Raw genomic sequence first — 17,504 nt, 5'->3', positions numbered from 1 at the left:
GAGCGGCGCCCTCAGCCGGCGTCGCGGATGCGCTCGGCGGTGGCCAGATCGACCGAAACCATCTGGCTGACGCCGCGCTCGGCCATGGTCACGCCGAAGAGCCGCTCCATCCGCGCCATGGTGATCGGGTTGTGGGTGATGAGGATGAAGCGCGTTTCGGTGTTTCGCGCCATGTCGGCGAGCAGATCGCAGTAGCGTTCGACATTGGCGTCATCGAGCGGTGCGTCGACCTCGTCGAGCACGCAGATCGGCGAGGGGTTGGTCAGGAACACCGCGAAGATCAGCGCGGTTGCCGTCAACGCCTGCTCGCCGCCGGAGAGCAGCGTCATCACCTGCGGCTTCTTGCCGGGCGGGCGTGCGAAGATCTCGAGCCCGGCATCGAGTGGATCCTCCGAATCCACCAGCTTGAGCTCCGCCTCGCCGCCGCCGAACAGCACGCCGAAGAGCCGCTGGAAGTGGCTGTTGACGATCTCGAAGGCGGCAAGCAGCCGCTCGCGCCCCTCGCGGTTCAGCGCTCCGATCGCTTGCCTCAGCCGGCGGATCGCCTCGGTCAGGTCGTCGCGCTCTCCGGAAAGTCCCTCGCGCTTGGCCTTCACCTCGGTAAGTTCGTCCTCGGCCCGCAGATTGACGGCGCCGAGTCGCTCGCGTTCGCCCTTGAGGTTGGCGAGCCGCCGCTCGACCGTCTCCGGCTCAGGCAGTGCATCGCCATGCTTGATTCCGGCGATGGCCTGCAGGCCATCGAGGCCGGTTTCCAGCCCGTCTTCGATCTGGCGGGTGATGTCGGCGACTCGCTGGCGGGCGGCCTCGAGCCTTGCTTCCGCCGAGGCGCGGCGCTCCCGCGCGCCGGACAGCCCTTCGAGGGCGATGCGCGCCTGCCGGTCGGCCTCCGCGAGCGCGGTTTCGCCGGAGGCAAGCCGATCGGCTGCCTCGCGGCGGGCACCTTCCGCCTGCTCGATCTCGGCGAGGAGGCGGCGCCGCTCGGTCAGGAAGGTGTCGGGCGCCTCCAGCAGCGTCCTCTGCTCGGTGCTGGCGACGTCGATCCGGTGCCGTGTCTCTTCGGCGCTCTGGAGGCTGGCAGCCGCACGCTCCTTCCAGGCTTTGACGTCGGCGGCGATCGCGGCGCGGCGCCGCGTCCGCAATTCGGCTTCCCGGGCCAGGGTCTGGACCCGGGCGCGGGCGTCGGAGGCGGCGGCGCGGGCCTCGCCCAGCACCACCCGCGCCTTGAGCAGCGTGTTTTCCAGCGCGGCGGAGGCGGGCAGGGCGGCAAGCCCTGCTTCTTGCACCGCCACTTGCTGAGAGGCCTCGGACACGGCCTGGCCGAGCCGCTTGATCGCTTCGGCCAGGGTTGAACGCTTGACCAGGGTCTCGGCCGCCTTGCGCTCGGCGACCGCAAGCTGCTCGCGCGCCTGATCGACGCTCCGGCGCGCCAGCCGCGAGACCTCGATCGCGGCGGTTTCCGCCTGCGCAGCCGCGCGCGCCTCGGCGCCGACGGCGTCCAGAACCCGGCGGGCGGTCTCCGCCGCCTCGCGCGCGGCCTTCGCCTCACGCTCAAGATCGACGAGGCGATTCTTCTCGGAAAGCCGTCTGGCGGCGGGGGAGGGAGCGTCGGCTGCGCTGGCGAAGCCGTCCCAACGCCAGAGATCGCCTTCGCGCGAGACCAGGATCTGGCCCTGCTTCAGCTCTCGCCGGAGGGCGTCCCCCAATTGGCGCGCGACGACGCCGATCTGCGCGAGCCGCCGCCTCAGGGCGGCGGGGGCCTGGACATGAGCAAGCAGCGATTCGGCTCCTGTCGGCAGGTCAGGGTCGCCGCTGCCTTCTCCGGTATCGTCCCAATGTGCCGGGGCGGCCGCTTCGGTCGAGGCGTCGAGATCGTCGCCGAGCGCGGCACCCAGCGCGACCTCGTAGCCCTTGGCGACGCTGACGGCTTCGAGGATCGCCGGCCAGCGATAGCCCGCTGCCGGAGCGAGCAGCTTGCGCAGCGTGCCGATCTCGGTGTCGAGCCGCTGGGCCCTGCGGTCGGCCTCGGCAAGCGGACCGCGCAGCGCCGCTTCGCGCTCGCGTGCTGCCGCGACAGCTTCGCGCGCCGCCCCGACATCGGCTTCCGCTTTCTTGGCCGCCTTCTCAGCCGTCGCAAGAGCTTCGCGCAGCCTGTCGAGCAAGGTCTTCGCATCGGACGCATCGAGCGCTTCGAGGTCGCGGCGCAGCTTGTCACGCTCGCCGCCGGCGCGGACCTGCCGCTCGCGCGCTTCGCGCAAGGAACGCTCCAGCGCATCGCGTCTGGCGGCGAGATCGGACAAAGCTGCCTGCGCGCTGGCCTGCTCGGCCTCGGCCGCTGCGAGGGCTGCTTCGGCCTTGCCCTGCGCTGCCGTCGCGGCCTCGGCGCCCGATCCGGCGCCATCGCCCTCGCGCGCGAGGGCGGCATCCTCCTCCGACAGCCGCGCGAGGCTCTCGGCGGCATCGCGGCCGATATTCTCCTGCCTTGCGAGATCGCCCTGCAGTTCCGCAAGACGGCGCCCGAGATCCTCGGTTCGCTGTCGCGATCGGCGATTCTCGGCTTCGAGTTCGTCGAGGCCGCGCTTCAGCCGAACCAGCGCCGCTGCGGCAGTCGCCTCGCCCTCGCGCAGCGCCGGCATCGCATGGGCTGCGATGGCTTGCCGCTTGGCGGCCTCGGCCTGAATGCCGGTCTGGTCGGCGACGCCTCGCACGGCCTCTTCGAGCACATGCGATGCCTGCGCTTCCTGGGCGCGGGCATCGTGCAGCGCGATCAGCGCCAGGATCGCCTCGGCGCGGCGGATGTCGCCTGCAAGGCTGCGGTAGCGCCCGGCCTGCCGCGCCTGCCGCTGCAGGGCGTCGATCTGCCCGTCGATTTCGCCGAGCACATCCTCCAGCCGGGTCAGGTTCTCTTCGGCGCCGCGCAGCCTGAGCTCGGCTTCATGGCGGCGACTGTGCAGACCGGCGATACCGGCGGCATCTTCCAGGATCCGCCGGCGCGATTGCGGCTTGGCGGAGATGATCTCGCTGATCTGCCCTTGCCGCACGAGGGCCGGGGAGCGCGCGCCGGTCGCGGCATCGGCGAAGAGGAGCTGCACGTCCTTGGCCCGCACCTCCTTGCCGTTGATGCGGTAGGTCGAGCCTTCCTCGCGCTCGATCCGGCGGGTGACTTCGAGGACTTCGGCCTCGTTGAAGGCGGCCGGAGCCTTGCGGTCGCTGTTGTCGAGGGTGAGCGAAACTTCGGCCATGTTGCGAGCCGGGCGCTCGTTCGAGCCGCCGAAGATGACGTCGTCCATCCCCGAGCCGCGCATGTTCTTGAACGAGCTTTCGCCCATCACCCAGCGCAGGGCTTCGACGAGGTTGGACTTGCCGCAGCCATTCGGCCCGACGATGCCGGTCAGCCCCGGCTCGATCAGGAACTCGGTCGGCTCGACGAAGGTCTTGAAGCCGGCGAGCTTGAGGCGCGTCAGGTGCATGGTGCCACCGCGCCGGCCCGAAAAGCCTCAGCCCTCATCCTCCGAGACGCCGCTGCGCGGCTCCTCAGGATGAGGGCTGAGATGACTGCCTCGCGCTGGGAGCGCAAGCGGATGGGAGGCCCCTCAGTTGGCGAGGAGCGGCTCCAGGATCTTGTCGAACTCGGCGATCGAGAGCGCACCGGAACGCTTCTGCCCGTTGATGAAAAAGGTCGGCGTCGAATCCACGCCAGCCTTGGCCCCGCCATCCTTCACGACTGTGACGGCGTCATAGATATCCTGCCGTTTCAAGCAGGCCTCAAAGGATTCCTGTGTGAAACCGGCCTGCTTGACCAGCGTGGCCAGCGCGTCCACCGGCTTCTCTGTGAAGGCCCAGTTGCGTTGCTGCGCGAAGAGCAGATCCGTCATCGGGTAGAACTTGTCGTTCCCGTTGCAGCGCGCGAGCATGAAGCCGGCCGTCGCCAGCGGGTCGAGCGGGAACTCGCGCAGCGTGAAGCGCACCTTGCCGGTGTCGATGTACTTCTTCTTCAGCTCCGGCCAGGTCGTCTCGTGGAAATGCGCGCAGTGCGAGCAGGTCATCGAGGCGTATTCGACGATCGTGACCTTGGCGTCGGGGGAGCCCAGCCAGACATCGCCGAGCGGGCCGGCATCGGGAAGCTTGGTCTGTGCCCGCACGGCGTTAACGCCGGCGAGCGCGGCGGCCGCGATACCGGCTGCGCCGGTCAGGAGCTGTCGCCTGTTCGTCATCGTGAGCAATCCCCGAAAGGTCCAAAAGCGGTTGCGGAGCTTGAGTATTTTCAAGCGAAGCGGACACCCGTTCGCTTGAAGCAAATGCGATGAATCGCTCTATAGAGGCCAGCGCGATTGTGGCAAGAGCACATCGTGCCGCTGCGCGCATTGCTCACGAAGCCGTGTCATGGTCTCGCGTTTTCGCACTGAGTGCGACGGCCCGGCCGAGCCGCGCCAGCGCTTCGCGCAAGCCCTCGTCAGCGACGCAGGCGACCTGCTCGTCGATCCGCGCCGCGGCTTCCTCGTTGAGCTTCGGCGCCGGTTTGGGTGCCACGGGCCGGGCGACCGGCCCCTGCTTGAGCACGAGCTTGCCGACGGCGCGCCAGCCGAGATGGGTGTTGACCCGCTCGATCACCAAGGGGCCGAGCTGCTGCATCTCCAGCGCGAAGGCGCCTTCGACGCGCACGACCATCGTCGCCGGCTCGGTCGCCTCGCCGGGGGCGGGCCGGCGCCGCGGCCAGTCGATCTTGAGCGGGCGCGAGCGCGCCGCCAGCCTCTCGCCGACGATCTCAGGCCAGAGCGAAACGACGGCGCGCCCCGCGAAGCCCTGCGCGGCGAGCGCGGGCGCGATGCAGTCGTCGATCAGCTCTGCGAGGTGCTTTGCGGCCATGGCTCAGTTTGCGCGAGCGGGCGGTGGCCTGGCAAGTCGATTGCGCGGCGCGGGACATCATCAAGTCCGAACGCGTGGCCATTTCTGCCTCACCGGGTTGAAACTGACAGTTGAAATTAACTCGCCTACAGCATTTCAGCGCTAAATGCCGCAATGGCAGGTCCGGCGGGAACTGTCGCCGAGGGCGGTGACGTACTCGGCTTGAGTTGGGCCTACGCCTGAAGGTTCGAAGTCGATGCCGAATTGCTCCTGCACCACTGTTCATACCCTCGGCTGCGATGCGCCCGATGATCCGAACCGCCGCCAGTTCTTCAAGGCGGCCGTTGCATTGGGCGCTGCCGGTGCGATGGCGCTGCCTGCCGTCGAAGCTGTCGCCGCTACGCCTTCACCGGAAAAGCGCCGGTTCATGGAAGAGGCGACGCGGCTCGCGATCGAATCGGTTGAGAAGGGATGGGGCGGTCCCTTCGGCGCCGTTATCGTCAAAGACGGCGAAATCATCGGACGCGGTCAGAACCGCGTGCTCCTCACCGGCATTCCCGTCCTTCATGCCGAGGTCACCGCGATCATGGATGCTTCGGCCCGCCTCAATCCCAAGGCGCTGCTGGGCAGCGAATACGGTGCCGGCACGATCCTGGAAATGATCCCGCGCGAGGCAGGCTCTCCCGATCCGGTGCCGGAGCGCGCGCGCATGCTCAAGGGATGCGAGATCTACATCAATGGCGCGCCCTGCCCGATGTGCATGAGCGCGATCTACTGGTCTCGCATCGACCACGTCTATTTTGCCGCCAGCCTGAAGGACACCAGCGCAATCGGCTTCGACGACGCGTTCCAGTACGAGGATTTCGCCAAGCCGTGGGGCGACAGGCGGATCAGGGTGACCGAGAACTTCGAGCGAGAGGTTGGTCTCAAAGCCTATGCGGCGTGGACCAACAAGAAGGATCGTCACCCCTACTGAGGCGCATGGTCGAGACCGGCCGCTATGCGGCCGCGGAAAGTCGGAAGGCAGAGGACAGAAATGATCGGGCTCCGCGAAAGCGGGACCGGGGCGCGATAACTGACGCCCGTTTTCGATCCCCGCGACCGTTCGCCCTTTCGCAACGTCGGCTCCTCGCGCTAAACCCGGCGCATGGACGCCTCCGTTCCAATGGCCCGCGCGGTCGACCTTCTCGCTTGGTATGACCGCCATCGCCGCGCGCTGCCCTGGCGCGCCGTTGCGGGCGAGCGCCCTGAGCCCTATCGCGTCTGGGCTTCGGAGATCATGCTGCAGCAGACCACGGTCGCGGCGGTCAAACCCTATTACGAGCGCTTCATGGCGCGCTTCCCGACCGTAAAGGCCCTTGCCGAAGCGCCTTCCGAGGATGTGATGCAGGCCTGGGCCGGCCTCGGCTATTATTCCCGTGCCCGCAATCTCCACGCCTGCGCCCGCGCGGTCACCGAGAATCACGGCGGTCGCTTCCCCGATACGGAGGAGGGGCTGCGGGCCTTGCCGGGCATCGGCGCCTACACGGCCGGAGCGGTCGCGGCCATCGCCTTCGACCGGCCGGCCGCGGCCGTCGACGGCAATGTCGAGCGCGTCATGACGCGGCTCTTCGCCATCGCCGATGAACTGCCGGGCGCGCGGCCGCTGATCCGCGAGAAGGTGCTGGCACTGCTACCGATCGATCGCCCCGGCGATTTCGCGCAGGCTCTGATGGATCTCGGCGCGACCATCTGCACGCCGCGCAACCCGGCCTGCGGGCTCTGCCCCTGGCGCGATCCCTGCCGGGCGCGGGCGGACGGCATGCAGGAGAGCTTTCCGCGCAAGGCGGCGAAGAAGGCGGGCAAGATCCGCTACGGCGCTGCCTTCGTCCTGACCCGTGCCGATGGGGCCATCTTGCTGCGCACGCGCCCGGCCAAGGGGTTGCTTGGCGGCATGGCAGAGGTGCCGACCAGCGAATGGCGCGCCGATTACGAGCTTGACGGCGCCGCGCAGGACGCGCCGCTGCCCCTGCGCTGGACCCGGCTGGCCGAGCCGGTGCGCCACGTCTTCACGCATTTCCCTTTGGAACTGACGGTGTTCACCGGCAGCGTTCCGGAGCGGACTCTAGCTCCCGCTGGCATGCGCTTCACAAAGCTGGCGAATCTTGCCGGCGAACCGTTGCCGAGCCTCATGCTGAAGGTCGTCGAGCGCGCCGGGCTCTACCGCTCGAAGACGCGATAGGTCATCGTCCTGAAGCTTTTTGACCTCAGCGCCGCGGGAGCCGTTCTTCAGGATGGTGGCCATGACACCCCCGCTACGATCTCACGAGCCAGAGTGGGCGCGCAGCCGCCTCGCGCGCATCCTCGTAAACGAATGATCGCAGGGGGAGTTAGGGCGGGTGCTAGGAGACCGTTTGGAAACTCCAGCCCTCATCCTGAGGAGCAGCCATCGGCTGCGTCTCGAAGGATGGTCCAGATGTCTCCTGAGCCTCCTGGAGCATCCTTCGAGACGCAGAACGGCTCCTCAGGATGAGGGCTCAGTGAATTTTCAAACGGGCGGTCAGCCCGCCGCCATCTGCGCCCTGATCTCGCCGCGCAGCGCGTCGAGCACGGTCAGCCCGCCTTCGCGCTCGACATGCCAGAAGGTCCAGCCATTGCAGGCCGGTAGGCCCTGTGCCAGCGCGCCGACCTTGTGGATCGAGCCCACGGCAGGGCCGAGGATCAGCGTGCCGTCGGCGCGGATCACGGCCTTGTGGCGGCGCTTCTCGTCATGGACGGTCTCGCCGGCCTTCACCAGCCCGGCTTCGACGAGGCTGAGGAACGGCACGCGCGGCTCGCTGCGCTTGGAGGGCGCGGTGGAGAAGGCTTCCGGCGCCAGCGGCGTCACCGCGGCGATGCGCTCGCGCGCAGCCTTGGCATAGGTCGCATCGCGCTCGAGGCCGATAAAATGGCGGCCGAGCGCCTTGGCGACGGCGCCGGTCGTGCCGGTGCCGAAGAACGGATCAAGGATCACGTCGCCGGGGTTCGAGGCCGAGAGCAGGACGCGGGCAAGCAGGGCTTCCGGCTTCTGCGTCGGGTGGACCTTGGCGCCGCCAGCGTCCTTGAGGCGCTCATCGCCTGTGCAAAGCGGCAGATACCAGTCGGAGCGCATCTGCAGGTCGTCATTGCCGCCCTTCAGCGCTTCATAGTGGAAGGTGTATTTCGAAGCCTCGCCGCGCGCCGCCCAGATCAGCGTCTCATGCGCGTTGGTGAAGCGCCGGCCGCGGAAGTTCGGCATCGGATTGGCTTTTCGCCAGACGATGTCGTTCAGCATCCAGAAGCCGAGATCCTGCAGCGTCGCGCCGACGCGGAAGATGTTGTGGTAGCTGCCGATGACCCACAGCGCCCCGTCCGGCTTCAGCACGCGGCGCGCGGCGGCAAGCCAGGCGCGGGTGAAGGCATCGTAATCGGCGAAGGAGGCGAACTTGTCCCAGTCGTCGTCGACAGCGTCGACGAGGCTGTCGTCGGGCCGGCGCAGATCGCCGCCGAGCTGGAGGTTATAGGGCGGATCGGCGAAGATCAGGTCGACGCTTGCCGGCGGCAGGGCGTTCATCGCCGCGACGCAGTCGCCGACGAGGATCTGATCGAGCGGCAGTTCCTGCGGAACGCCGATTTGTTCGGGAAGGCTCCTGGCCTTCATCCGAGCCCCCAGCGCTGGCCGTCCGGTACGCGAAACCTGAATCCGGACGGGAGCGCTGGCGGTCCCGGTACGCGAGATACCCATGACGCCAAGACCGTTACGCAACTTCAACGAGCGCGATATTGGCCGGACAGGGTAAAGGCCGGGTTTCCGCTTTGAAAAAAATGCGTCCCGTTTTGGGGCTGCAGATTTTGCCTAGCTCGTTGGCAAACAAAGGAAATTCGTAAACGGGCGTTAACCTGCGGATTGCCGCGAGGGCAATCTGGCAGGTTCCCGTCATGCTGGGGCTTGACCCGGGCATCTCCTGCCGAAGACAGCCCTGGCGCCTCCTTCTGTCTGAGATTCTCGGGTCTGCGTTTCGCTTCGCCCGAGAATGACGCCAGGCAATCCTTACCGGAACCAGACGCCCTTCACCGGGGCGAAGGAATAGCGGTGCTCGGGGCAGGGGCCGTGCTCGGCGATGGCCTTGCGATGCTGCGGCGTCGCATAGCCGACATGGCCGGAGAAACCATAGGCCGGATAGCGCCGGCACAGCCGCGCCATCATTCGGTCGCGCGTCACCTTGGCGACGATCGATGCGGCCGCAATGGAGGCCACGGCACCGTCCCCTTGAATGATCGCCTCGCAACTACAGCTCATCTGCGGCGGATCGTTGCCGTCGACCAGCACATGCAGCGGCGCCAGCGGCAGCGCGGCGATCGCCCGGCGCATCGCCAGCAGCGTCGCCTGTCGGATGTTGAGCGCGTCGATCTCGACCGCTGTGGCGCTGGCGACAGCCACTGCAAGCGCCCGCTCTATGATCTCGCCGAAGAGCTCCTCGCGGATCGGTGCCGGCAGCTTCTTCGAATCGTCGAGCCCATTCGGCACGCGGGCCGGATCGAGGATGACGGCTGCCGCAACGACCGGGCCGGCGAGCGGCCCGCGCCCAACCTCGTCAATGCCGGCCAGCGGCCAGAGGTCGTTGGCGATGGCGTGTGTCTCGCGGCTGAAATCAGCGGGCATGGCGGGCTTATGCAACAGAGTGCCGTCGCGAGCTAGACCGGTGTCGTCATCCTCCACCGTCATCCCGGACAAGCCGCCATGGGCGGCGCCGATCCGCGAACCATGCCCAAGCTTTTAATCAGAGGCGCTCCGGAATGGATCGCGGTTCTACGCTTCGTTGCGCCCGGTATGACCTCCGCGCGGGTCCATTCAAAACAGGCTCAGCTGCGCCTTTTCCTTCTCGGGCCTTACGAACAGGTCGGTGCGCAGCCTCCGGCGCGCCGTGTTGAAGCCGATACGCTCGGCCGCAAGCTCGAAACGCCGGCCGATCATCCAGGCATAGGGACCTGAGCCGACCATGCGCTGTCCCCATTGCGAATCATAATCCTTGCCGCCGCGCGTCGAGCGGATCAGCGACATCACATGCCGAAGCTTGTCGGGATGATGCGTCAGCAACCACTCCTGCACGATGTCGCGCACCTCGAGCGGTAGCCGCAGCAGCACATAGCCGGCCTCCTGCGCGCCCGCCGCCTTTGCGGCGTCCAGGATTCGCTCGATCTCATGCTCGTTGATCGCCGGTACGATGGGCGCAACCAGTACCGTCACCGGGATGCCGGCTTCCGACAGCTTGCGGATCGTCTCGAGCCGCTTCGGCGGCGAGGCGGCGCGCGGTTCCATGCCCCGCGCCGTCTTGGGATCGAGCGTCGTGACCGAGAGTGCGACCTTGACCAGGCCCTTCTCGGCCATCGGGGCGAGGATATCGATGTCGCGCTGAACCAGGGCCGATTTGGTGACGATGCCGACCGGGTGGTTGAACTTCGAGAGCACTTCCAGGATCTGGCGCATGATCCTCAGCTTCTTCTCGATCGGTTGATAGGCGTCGGTATTGGTGCCGATCGCGATGGTACGCGGCTGATAGGAAGGAGAGGAGAGTTCCTTCTCCAGCAGTGCCGCGGCGTCGGGCTTCGCCGTCAGCTTGCTCTCGAAGTCGAGGCCGGGCGAGAGGCCGAGATAGGCGTGGGTCGGCCGCGCGAAGCAGTAGACGCAGCCATGCTCACAGCCGCGATAGGGATTGATCGAACGGTCGAAGGAGATGTCCGGCGAGTCGTTGCGCGTGATGATGTTGCGCGCCTTCTCATAGGCGATCTCGGTCTTGAACGGCGGCAACTCTTCCAGCGAGCCCCAGCCATCGTCCTCGGTGACGCGCTGCTCCGCTTCGTAGCGCCCGCCCGGATTGACGGTGGCGCCCCGCCCGCGCCGTCGCTCCGGGTCGATACGGTGGCCGGCATAGGCGAGCGGGTCGGCCGGCGCGACGACTGGCGCCGAGATGGTCGGCTCCCTGTCGTGCCGCCGCAGCGGCTGGGCCGATGGATAGGGCCTTTCGGTGGGTCTGGCCTGTGGCATGGCTTTCGAACCGGTTCGCTGCCGGGAATCGGCATTTTGTGATCTCGGATAGAGTGAACATAACAAGAACAAAATGCAAGAGCCGGATTGCGGCGTGCTGCGCTGCGGCATAGAACCTTGCGTATGCTCACAGCCGTGATCCGCGCCGATGGTTCCCCACGAGCTCTCGCCGCCACGCTGGCCGTGCTGATCCCGGCGGTGGCGGAAGGGTTGCTCGGTCATGCGGTGATCGTGGATACGGTCGGCGCTCCCGATTTCGAGCGCGCCGCGGACACGACCGGCGCATGCTATCTGCGCACCGGCCCGGCCTCGGCCTGGCAGGGCGGGGCGGCCGCGGCGCGCGGCGATCGGCTCGTGCTGTTCGAGGCCGGCGACGTGCCGCAGGCGCACTGGGCGCTGGTGGTCGAGCGCTATCTGTTGCTCACGCCGGATCTGCCGGCCCTGATACCGCTTCACGCAGCTGGCGCTGCGCTGCGCGAGCGCGTCGCGCTGTCCTTCGCCGGGCGCAGGCTCCGGTCCGGGCTCGTGTTGCCGAAGGCGATGGTTCTGGAAGGGCGCCTCGACCAGGCGCCGCAGCGCCTGCCGGTGTGGCGCGAGCGCGCAGGGTAGGGCGATGTCCGGGGCGGCATGACATCGGGCCGCGCGCCTCCTAAGCTGGAGACGTCGGGAGGCTGACATGACGATACCGGGCGAGATTCTTCTGGCGAGCGATCTGTCCTCGCGCACCGACAGGGCGGCGGAACGCGCAGTGCTGCTGGCGCGCGAATGGCAGGCAAAGCTCGCGATCCTGCATGTCACGAATGCGACGGAGCAGGGGAGGGCCGGTCTTGCGGCCGAGGCCTGGCGGGAGGAGCTGCCGCCGGCGGCTGGCGAGGCGGAACTGCTGGTCCGAAACGGTTCGTTGCCGGACGTGCTGGCCAAGGTCGCCGCCGAGCGCGGCAGCGGACTGATCGTGACCGGCGTCGCGCGTTACAACGACGTCCGCGATTACGTGGTCGGGACGGCCGTTGACTATATCGTTCGCAGGGCGGCCGTTCCGGTCCTGATCGTCCGCCGGCGCGCCGATCGCCCTTACGGCACGATTGTCGTCGGCACGGATTTCTCGGAGGGCTCGCGCCGGGCTCTGCTGGCGGCTGCGGAACTGTTTCCGCAGGCGCGCCTCCTGCTGGTTCATGCCCATCCCGGCCCCGGCCCCAGGACCGATTTTCAAGGCAAGGGCGATTTCCTCCGCGCGGAGGCCGAGGCCGGGATGAAGGCCTTCCTCGACGCGGCAAAGCTTCCCGAGAGCCTCACCACGCGGCTCAGCACCCAGAGCGTCGAGGGCAATGCCGCCGCGGCCATCGAGCATTGCCGCGCCGCGGCCGGAGCAGAATTGGTCGTCGTCGGCCGCTACGGACAGGGTGGCTTGGCCGAAGCGGTGATCGGCAGCACGGCCGAGACGATCTTGGGCACGGTCCGGGCCGATATCCTGATCGCGCCCGGCGCCTGATCGCCGGCGTCGGCTCACCGGCTCGGCTGTTCGAAGGATCCGTGTGCGAATGCCTATACGGGGTTCCGGAAGGTGTCGCAGCTCTGCAGCGAGCCCGACTGGAAGCCGGTGTTGAACCACTTCGTGCGCTGCGCCGACGAGCCGTGCGTGAAGGAATCCGGCACGACTACGCCCTGCGCCGCCCGCTGCAGCTTGTCGTCGCCGATCGCGGAGGCGGTGCGGATGGCTTCCTCGATATCGCCTTGGTCGATCCGGCCCATCGCCTGGATGTTATGCGCCCAGACGCCGGCGAAGCAGTCGGCCTGCAATTCGATCCTGACCGAGATCGCGTTCGAATCGCGCTCGGAGGAACGCTCGCGGATCTGGTTGGCCTTGGGCAGGATGCCCAGCAGGTTCTGGACGTGGTGGCCGACCTCGTGCCCGATCACATAGGCATAGGCGAAGTCGCCGCCGCCGCCGAGCTTGCGCTGCATCTCCTGAAAGAAGGAGGTGTCGAGATAGACCTTCTTGTCCACGGGGCAGTAGAACGGCCCCATCGCCGATTGCGCCGTGCCGCAGCCCGAACGGTCTACGCCTGAGAACAGCACGAGCCGGGGCGGCTGGTAGCGGATATTGGCCTGCTGCGGCAGGATTTTCGACCAGACGTCCTCGTTCTGCGCCAGCACGGCCGAGACGAAGCGGCCCATCTGGTCCTGCGGCGGGCCGGACGAGCGGCGGGTTTCCTGCGTCTGCTCGCGCCCGCCAATGCCGCCGATCATTTCGGCGCCGCCGATCAGCAGGCGCGGATCGATGCCGAGCGCCCAGCCGAGAAGGCCGAGCACAACCATGGTGCCGATGCCGATGCCGCCGCGCCCGCCAGGCATGCCGGCGAAACCGCCGCCACCGCCGCCGCCGCGCCGGTCCTCGAGATTCTCGGACTGGCGATAGTCTTCCCACTGCATGGACGATTCCTCGACGAAACGCCCCGCAATCTCGCCGGGAGATGCGGGGAACTCAAGTCGTCTTTGCAGGCCCCGCCTGAACGAAGCCTGATCGTTATCCTCTCACTCAGTGATAGCCGCTGTCGACCCTGACTTTGCCGCGGAAGGTCCAGTACACGAAGGCCGTATAGAACAGGATCATCGGCAGGAGGAAAACGACGCCGATCAGCACGAAGATATGGGAGGAGGGTGCGGCCGCCGCGTCCCAGATCGTGATGTCGGGCGGCACCAGATAGGGGAAGTTCGAGATCGACAGCCCGACGAAGCAGAGCAGAAAGATCGCGACGGTCAACGCGAAGGGCGTGAACTCATGCGCGCCATGCAGCCGCCGCCAGGCGAGGTAGCCGCACAGCGCCGTCAGCAGCGGGAACGGCCAGAGCCAGACGAGATTGGCCGGGGTGAACCAGCGCTCGGCGATTCGCGGGTGGGCATAGGGCGTCCACAGCGAGACCAGCGCCGCGAAGGCCAGCAGGCCCAGCAACAGGATCTTCGCCTGCCGCCGGGCCCGTTCGGCGACGGGGCCGTCGGTCTTGTAGAGCAGCCAGGTCGCGCCGAGCAGGGCGTAGCCCACGATGACACCGGCTCCGCACATCACCGTGAACGGCGTCAGCCAGTCGAGCGGCCCGCCGGCGAACTGGCCGTTCTTGACGGTGACGCCCTGGATCAGCCCGCCGAGCACGAGCCCCTGCGAGAAGGCGGCGACCGTCGAACCCAGCCAGAAGGCGAAGTCCCAGCGTCGGTGATGCGGCTTGGCCACCCAGCGGAATTCGAAGGCGACGCCGCGGAAGATCAGCGCCAGCAGCATCAGCGTGATCGGGATGTAGAAGGCCGGCATGATGATGGCGTAGGCTTGCGGGAAGGCGACCCAGAGGCCGCCGCCGCCCAGCACCAGCCACGTCTCGTTGCCGTCCCAGAACGGGGCGACCGAGTTCATCATCTGGTCGCGCTCGCCCTCGTCCTTCGTCGTCGGGAACAGGATGGCGATGCCGAGGTCGAAACCGTCGAGCACGACGTAGAGCATAACGGCGGTGCCGATCAGCACGGCCCAGATGACCGGAAGATACCATTCCATCGTCGTGGCTCCTCAGATCGCCGGCTGGATCTTGTCGTCGCCGGGCTGGCCGTCGCCGAAGATGGTGGCGGCTTCGCCCTGCACGGCCTTGAGCGTGCGCTTCGAGGGTTGCTCGGGCGCGTCCGGGCCTGCGATCTCGTCCGGTCCCTTGTCGATCAGGCGGTTGATCAGGAGGATGCCCGCCGTGAACACCACCGAGTAGACGCAGACAAACAGGAAGAGCGAGATCGCGACCTGGGTGGTCGTCACCGGCGAGACGGCATCGGCCGAGCGGATGATGCCCGTCGCGAGCCAGGGCTGGCGGCCCACTTCCGTGACGAACCAGCCCGAGAGGATGGCAAGGAAGCCGACGGGCCAGGTGTATTGGGCGATCCAGAGCCAGCGCCGCGATTCGAACACTGTGCCCTTGCGCCAGAGCCAGGCGCCGATCCAGCCGAACAGGATCATCAGCACGCCGATCCCGACCATCGCCCGGAAGGCGAAGAACGGGATGAGAACCGGCGGCCGGTCCTGCACGGCAAAATCCTTCAGGCTCGGGAAGAGCGCATTCATGCTGCCATGGGTGACCAGGCTGGCGACGCCGGGAATCGAGACCTCGAAGCGATTGAGCTCGGCCTTCTCGTCGGGCCAGGCGAAGAGCACGAGGGCGCCGGGCTTGGACGAATCCCAATGTGCCTCGATCGCGGCGAGCTTGGCCGGCTGGTAGGTCGCGGTGTCGCGGCCGTGGAAATCGCCGATCACCGCCTGCAGCGGCGCCGTCAGCGCGATCATCAGGATCGCCATCCGCACCATCGTCTTGGCCGATTCTGTGCGGTGCCCGGCGAGCAGATGGCGCGCGCCGGTCGCCAGCACGACGAAGGCGGTCGTCAGATAGGCCGCGGTCATCATATGGGCGAAGCGCAGCGGGAATGTAGGATTGAAGACGATCTTCACCCAGTCGACGGGATAGGCGATGCCGTCGCGCACCGCGTGTCCAGCCGGATACTGCATCCAGCTATTGGCCGAGAGGATCCAGAAGCCCGAGAGCGCCGTGCCGCCCGCGACGATCACCGCCGAGGTGAAGTGCAGCCAGGGCGGCACGCGCTTCCATCCGAACAGCATCACGCCGAGGAAGGAGGCCTCGAGAAAGAAGGCCGATAGCACCTCGTAGCCGATCAGCGGGCCGACCACGTTGCCGACGGCCGTCGAGAACCGGCTCCAGTTGGTACCGAACTGATAGGACAGCACGATGCCGGAGACGACGCCCATCGCGAAGGATACGGCGAAGATCTTGGTCCAGAAGCGCGCGAGCAGATGAAACTTCTGGTCGCCCGTCTTCAACCAGAGGCCGAGCAGTGTCGCGATATAGGCGGATAGGCCGATGGTGAAGGCTGGAAAGACGATGTGAAATGAAACGGTGAAAGCGAACTGGATGCGTGAAAGCTGAAAAGCGTCGATTTCCATCGCAAGACTCCGGCCAGCTACCGCCTCGGGGCGGCTTGAAACGATCCTGCCGAAGGCAGCATCGTCGCTCTCGGCCAGATTAGTCAAATCCGAGGCTGGGCGAGAGGCGCGGATGTCGCAGTCGCCGGTCGTGATGTCGCAGGGGAGAGGGCCTGCAACCTCGGCGTGCAACGGTCCCGAGCGGAACTGCGCGCCCTGTTGCACCCAAACGGAATGGTTCTCTGGGCGCGCGGAGACGTTGCCTCTACTCGTATTCGCCCTCGATATCCCTGCCGGTATAATCCTTCATCAAGGCTGTCGCGATCAGGCTCAGGATTGCGCAGGCGAGAATGTAGAAGGCGATCGCGTAGGCCGTTCCATACTTGGCGAACAGCCAGGCGGCGATGAGCGGAGCCGGGCCGCCGGCGATCACAGAGGCGAGCTGATAGCCGAGCGAGGCGCCGCTATAGCGCAGGCGGCCGGTGAAGGATTCCGCGATCAGTGCCGCCTGCGGTCCGTACATCATGTCATGCGGCACCAGCGAGATCACGATGGCCAGGAAGATCAACAGCGCCGAGCCGGTGTTGAGCATTCCGAAGTAGATGAAACCGAAGGCGCCGGTCGCCGCAGCGCCGATCATATACATGCGCCTGCGCCCGATCAGATCGGAGATGTGGCCGAAGAGTGGGATCGAGGCGAAGGACAGGACCGAGGCCGCCAGGACGGCGACGAGCAGAAAATCGCGCGAGACCTTCAGCGTGCCCACGCCATAGGCGAAGATGAAGGCCGTGAAGATGTAGAAGGGCGCCTGCTCAGCCATGCGTAGCAGCGCACAGAGCAGAATCTCCTTGGGGTGGCGCCGAACCACCTCCAGCATCGGCGCGCGCTCGACCTTGTTCTCGGCGACGAGCCTGCGGAATATCGGCGTTTCCATGATGCCGAGCCGGATCCAGAGGCCGATCGCGACGAGCACGAGGCTCAGCAGAAACGGAATGCGCCAACCCCAGGTCAGGAACTGGTCGCCGGAGAGCCAGCTGAAGGCGAGGACAGCCAGATTGGCGAGGAACAGGCCGCAAGGCACCCCGAACTGCGGCCAGGATGCGATGAAGCCGCGATGGTCCGCTGTCCGCGCCCATTCCATCGAGAGCAGTACGGAGCCGCCCCATTCACCGCCCACCCCGACGCCCTGGATGAAGCGCAGCACCGTCAGGATGATTGCGCCCCAGATGCCTATGCTCTCATAGGTCGGGACGAGCCCGACGAGAAAGGTCGCGATTCCCATCAGCATGAGCGTGGCGATCAGCGTCGATTTGCGGCCGATGCGGTCGCCATAATGGCCGAAGATCGCCGCGCCGATCGGCCGGGCGACAAAGCCGACCGCATAGATGGCGAAGGCCTCGAGGGTGCCGACGAGCGGCTCCGATCGCGGGAAGAACAGCCGCGCGAAGACGAGGCCGGTCACCGTGCTGTACAGGAAGAAATCATACCATTCGATTGCGGTGCCGATTGTGCTTGCGACGATGGCACGCCGCAGTTGCCTATCATGCTCTTGCTCGGACAGTATGCCGGCGCCAAGATCGATGACAGCCATGGTCAGCCTCCACGCATTGGTTCACCGCGCAGGCCGCTGCAAAATCAAATGATATTATATCGCAA

At 67.0% G+C, this 17,504-nt stretch carries 13 protein-coding genes and 1 pseudogene; 4 read left to right on the top strand and 10 right to left on the bottom strand.

Translation table 11 applies throughout. The annotated features are described in order from the left end of the window. Positions 1–11: 11 nt before the first annotated feature. The 3 genes from AC1DDA_RS05470 to AC1DDA_RS05460 all read right to left on the bottom strand — a co-directional run bounded on the left by AC1DDA_RS05470 (position 12) and on the right by AC1DDA_RS05460 (position 4,863). Positions 12–3,467, bottom strand: a complete 3,456-nt coding sequence (locus AC1DDA_RS05470; RefSeq protein ID WP_476794946.1) for a chromosome segregation SMC family protein — start codon at positions 3,465–3,467, stop codon at positions 12–14. Between the two features lie 123 nt (positions 3,468–3,590). Continuing rightward, on the bottom strand, positions 3,591–4,211 hold the full coding sequence (locus AC1DDA_RS05465; protein WP_441510920.1) for a DsbA family protein: 621 nt from the start codon (positions 4,209–4,211) through the stop codon (positions 3,591–3,593). Between the two features lie 154 nt (positions 4,212–4,365). After that, positions 4,366–4,863, bottom strand: a complete 498-nt coding sequence (locus AC1DDA_RS05460; protein ID WP_441510921.1) for a DUF721 domain-containing protein — start codon at positions 4,861–4,863, stop codon at positions 4,366–4,368. Between the two features lie 235 nt (positions 4,864–5,098). On the opposite strand from AC1DDA_RS05460, the gene AC1DDA_RS05455 reads away from it, so the two are divergent. Then, on the top strand, positions 5,099–5,818 hold the full coding sequence (locus AC1DDA_RS05455; RefSeq protein ID WP_476794945.1) for a nucleoside deaminase: 720 nt from the start codon (positions 5,099–5,101) through the stop codon (positions 5,816–5,818). A 171-nt stretch (positions 5,819–5,989) separates the two neighbouring features. Beyond that, positions 5,990–7,036 (top strand): annotated as a pseudogene (gene mutY, locus AC1DDA_RS05450) (A/G-specific adenine glycosylase); the annotation flags it as partial. Between the two features lie 345 nt (positions 7,037–7,381). Here the strand turns inward: mutY and AC1DDA_RS05445 are convergent. The 3 genes from AC1DDA_RS05445 to AC1DDA_RS05435 all read right to left on the bottom strand — a co-directional run bounded on the left by AC1DDA_RS05445 (position 7,382) and on the right by AC1DDA_RS05435 (position 10,885). Next, complete coding sequence (locus AC1DDA_RS05445) at positions 7,382–8,584, bottom strand: site-specific DNA-methyltransferase (RefSeq protein ID WP_441510923.1); 1,203 nt, start codon at positions 8,582–8,584, stop codon at positions 7,382–7,384. A 306-nt stretch (positions 8,585–8,890) separates the two neighbouring features. Next, the gene (locus AC1DDA_RS05440; protein ID WP_476794944.1) at positions 8,891–9,502 is read right to left on the bottom strand and encodes a ribonuclease HII; all 612 of its coding nucleotides are present in this window, start codon (positions 9,500–9,502) and stop codon (positions 8,891–8,893) included. 189 nt (positions 9,503–9,691) lie between these two features. Continuing rightward, entirely contained in the window at positions 9,692–10,885 is a 1,194-nt protein-coding gene (locus AC1DDA_RS05435) for a PA0069 family radical SAM protein (protein WP_441510925.1), read from the bottom strand. A 117-nt stretch (positions 10,886–11,002) separates the two neighbouring features. Between AC1DDA_RS05435 and AC1DDA_RS05430 the strand changes: the two genes are divergently transcribed. Both AC1DDA_RS05430 and AC1DDA_RS05425 read left to right on the top strand, forming a co-directional pair. Then, positions 11,003–11,494 (top strand): hypothetical protein, encoded by a 492-nt coding sequence (locus AC1DDA_RS05430; RefSeq protein WP_476794943.1) that lies wholly within the window; start codon positions 11,003–11,005, stop codon positions 11,492–11,494. A gap of 67 nt (positions 11,495–11,561) precedes the next feature. Further along, positions 11,562–12,374 (top strand): universal stress protein, encoded by an 813-nt coding sequence (locus tag AC1DDA_RS05425; protein WP_476794942.1) that lies wholly within the window; start codon positions 11,562–11,564, stop codon positions 12,372–12,374. Positions 12,375–12,427: 53 nt separating this feature from the next. Here AC1DDA_RS05425 and ypfJ read toward each other — a convergent pair whose 3' ends face one another. The 4 genes from ypfJ to AC1DDA_RS05405 all read right to left on the bottom strand — a co-directional run bounded on the left by ypfJ (position 12,428) and on the right by AC1DDA_RS05405 (position 17,439). Beyond that, complete coding sequence (gene ypfJ / locus AC1DDA_RS05420) at positions 12,428–13,315, bottom strand: KPN_02809 family neutral zinc metallopeptidase (RefSeq protein ID WP_441510928.1); 888 nt, start codon at positions 13,313–13,315, stop codon at positions 12,428–12,430. A 106-nt stretch (positions 13,316–13,421) separates the two neighbouring features. Further along, positions 13,422–14,426, bottom strand: a complete 1,005-nt coding sequence (gene cydB / locus AC1DDA_RS05415; RefSeq protein ID WP_476794941.1) for a cytochrome d ubiquinol oxidase subunit II — start codon at positions 14,424–14,426, stop codon at positions 13,422–13,424. A 12-nt stretch (positions 14,427–14,438) separates the two neighbouring features. Next, complete coding sequence (locus AC1DDA_RS05410) at positions 14,439–15,869, bottom strand: cytochrome ubiquinol oxidase subunit I (RefSeq protein WP_476794940.1); 1,431 nt, start codon at positions 15,867–15,869, stop codon at positions 14,439–14,441. Between the two features lie 244 nt (positions 15,870–16,113). After that, positions 16,114–17,439: an MFS transporter gene (locus AC1DDA_RS05405; protein ID WP_476794939.1), complete on the bottom strand. Its 1,326-nt coding sequence runs from the start codon at positions 17,437–17,439 to the stop codon at positions 16,114–16,116. Between the last annotated feature and the right edge of the window lie 65 nt (positions 17,440–17,504).

The sequence above is a fragment of the Allobosea sp. 10N428 genome (genome assembly GCF_056394545.1).
This window is presented reverse-complemented; position numbering and strand designations above follow the sequence as displayed.

What these genes read in the sequence shown, in the direction of transcription:
- AC1DDA_RS05405 (WP_476794939.1), bottom strand. Translation starts at nt 17,439, where the DNA reads ATGGCTGTCATCGATCTTGGCGCCGGCATACTGTCCGAGCAAGAGCAT.
- AC1DDA_RS05455 (WP_476794945.1), top strand. Translation starts at nt 5,099, where the DNA reads ATGCCGAATTGCTCCTGCACCACTGTTCATACCCTCGGCTGCGATGCG.
- ypfJ (WP_441510928.1), bottom strand. Translation starts at nt 13,315, where the DNA reads ATGCAGTGGGAAGACTATCGCCAGTCCGAGAATCTCGAGGACCGGCGC.
- AC1DDA_RS05460 (WP_441510921.1), bottom strand. Translation starts at nt 4,863, where the DNA reads ATGGCCGCAAAGCACCTCGCAGAGCTGATCGACGACTGCATCGCGCCC.
- cydB (WP_476794941.1), bottom strand. Translation starts at nt 14,426, where the DNA reads ATGGAATGGTATCTTCCGGTCATCTGGGCCGTGCTGATCGGCACCGCC.
- AC1DDA_RS05470 (WP_476794946.1), bottom strand. Translation starts at nt 3,467, where the DNA reads ATGCACCTGACGCGCCTCAAGCTCGCCGGCTTCAAGACCTTCGTCGAG.
- AC1DDA_RS05425 (WP_476794942.1), top strand. Translation starts at nt 11,562, where the DNA reads ATGACGATACCGGGCGAGATTCTTCTGGCGAGCGATCTGTCCTCGCGC.
- AC1DDA_RS05445 (WP_441510923.1), bottom strand. Translation starts at nt 8,584, where the DNA reads ATGGGTATCTCGCGTACCGGGACCGCCAGCGCTCCCGTCCGGATTCAG.
- AC1DDA_RS05440 (WP_476794944.1), bottom strand. Translation starts at nt 9,502, where the DNA reads ATGCCCGCTGATTTCAGCCGCGAGACACACGCCATCGCCAACGACCTC.
- AC1DDA_RS05465 (WP_441510920.1), bottom strand. Translation starts at nt 4,211, where the DNA reads ATGACGAACAGGCGACAGCTCCTGACCGGCGCAGCCGGTATCGCGGCC.
- AC1DDA_RS05435 (WP_441510925.1), bottom strand. Translation starts at nt 10,885, where the DNA reads ATGCCACAGGCCAGACCCACCGAAAGGCCCTATCCATCGGCCCAGCCG.
- AC1DDA_RS05410 (WP_476794940.1), bottom strand. Translation starts at nt 15,869, where the DNA reads ATGGAAATCGACGCTTTTCAGCTTTCACGCATCCAGTTCGCTTTCACC.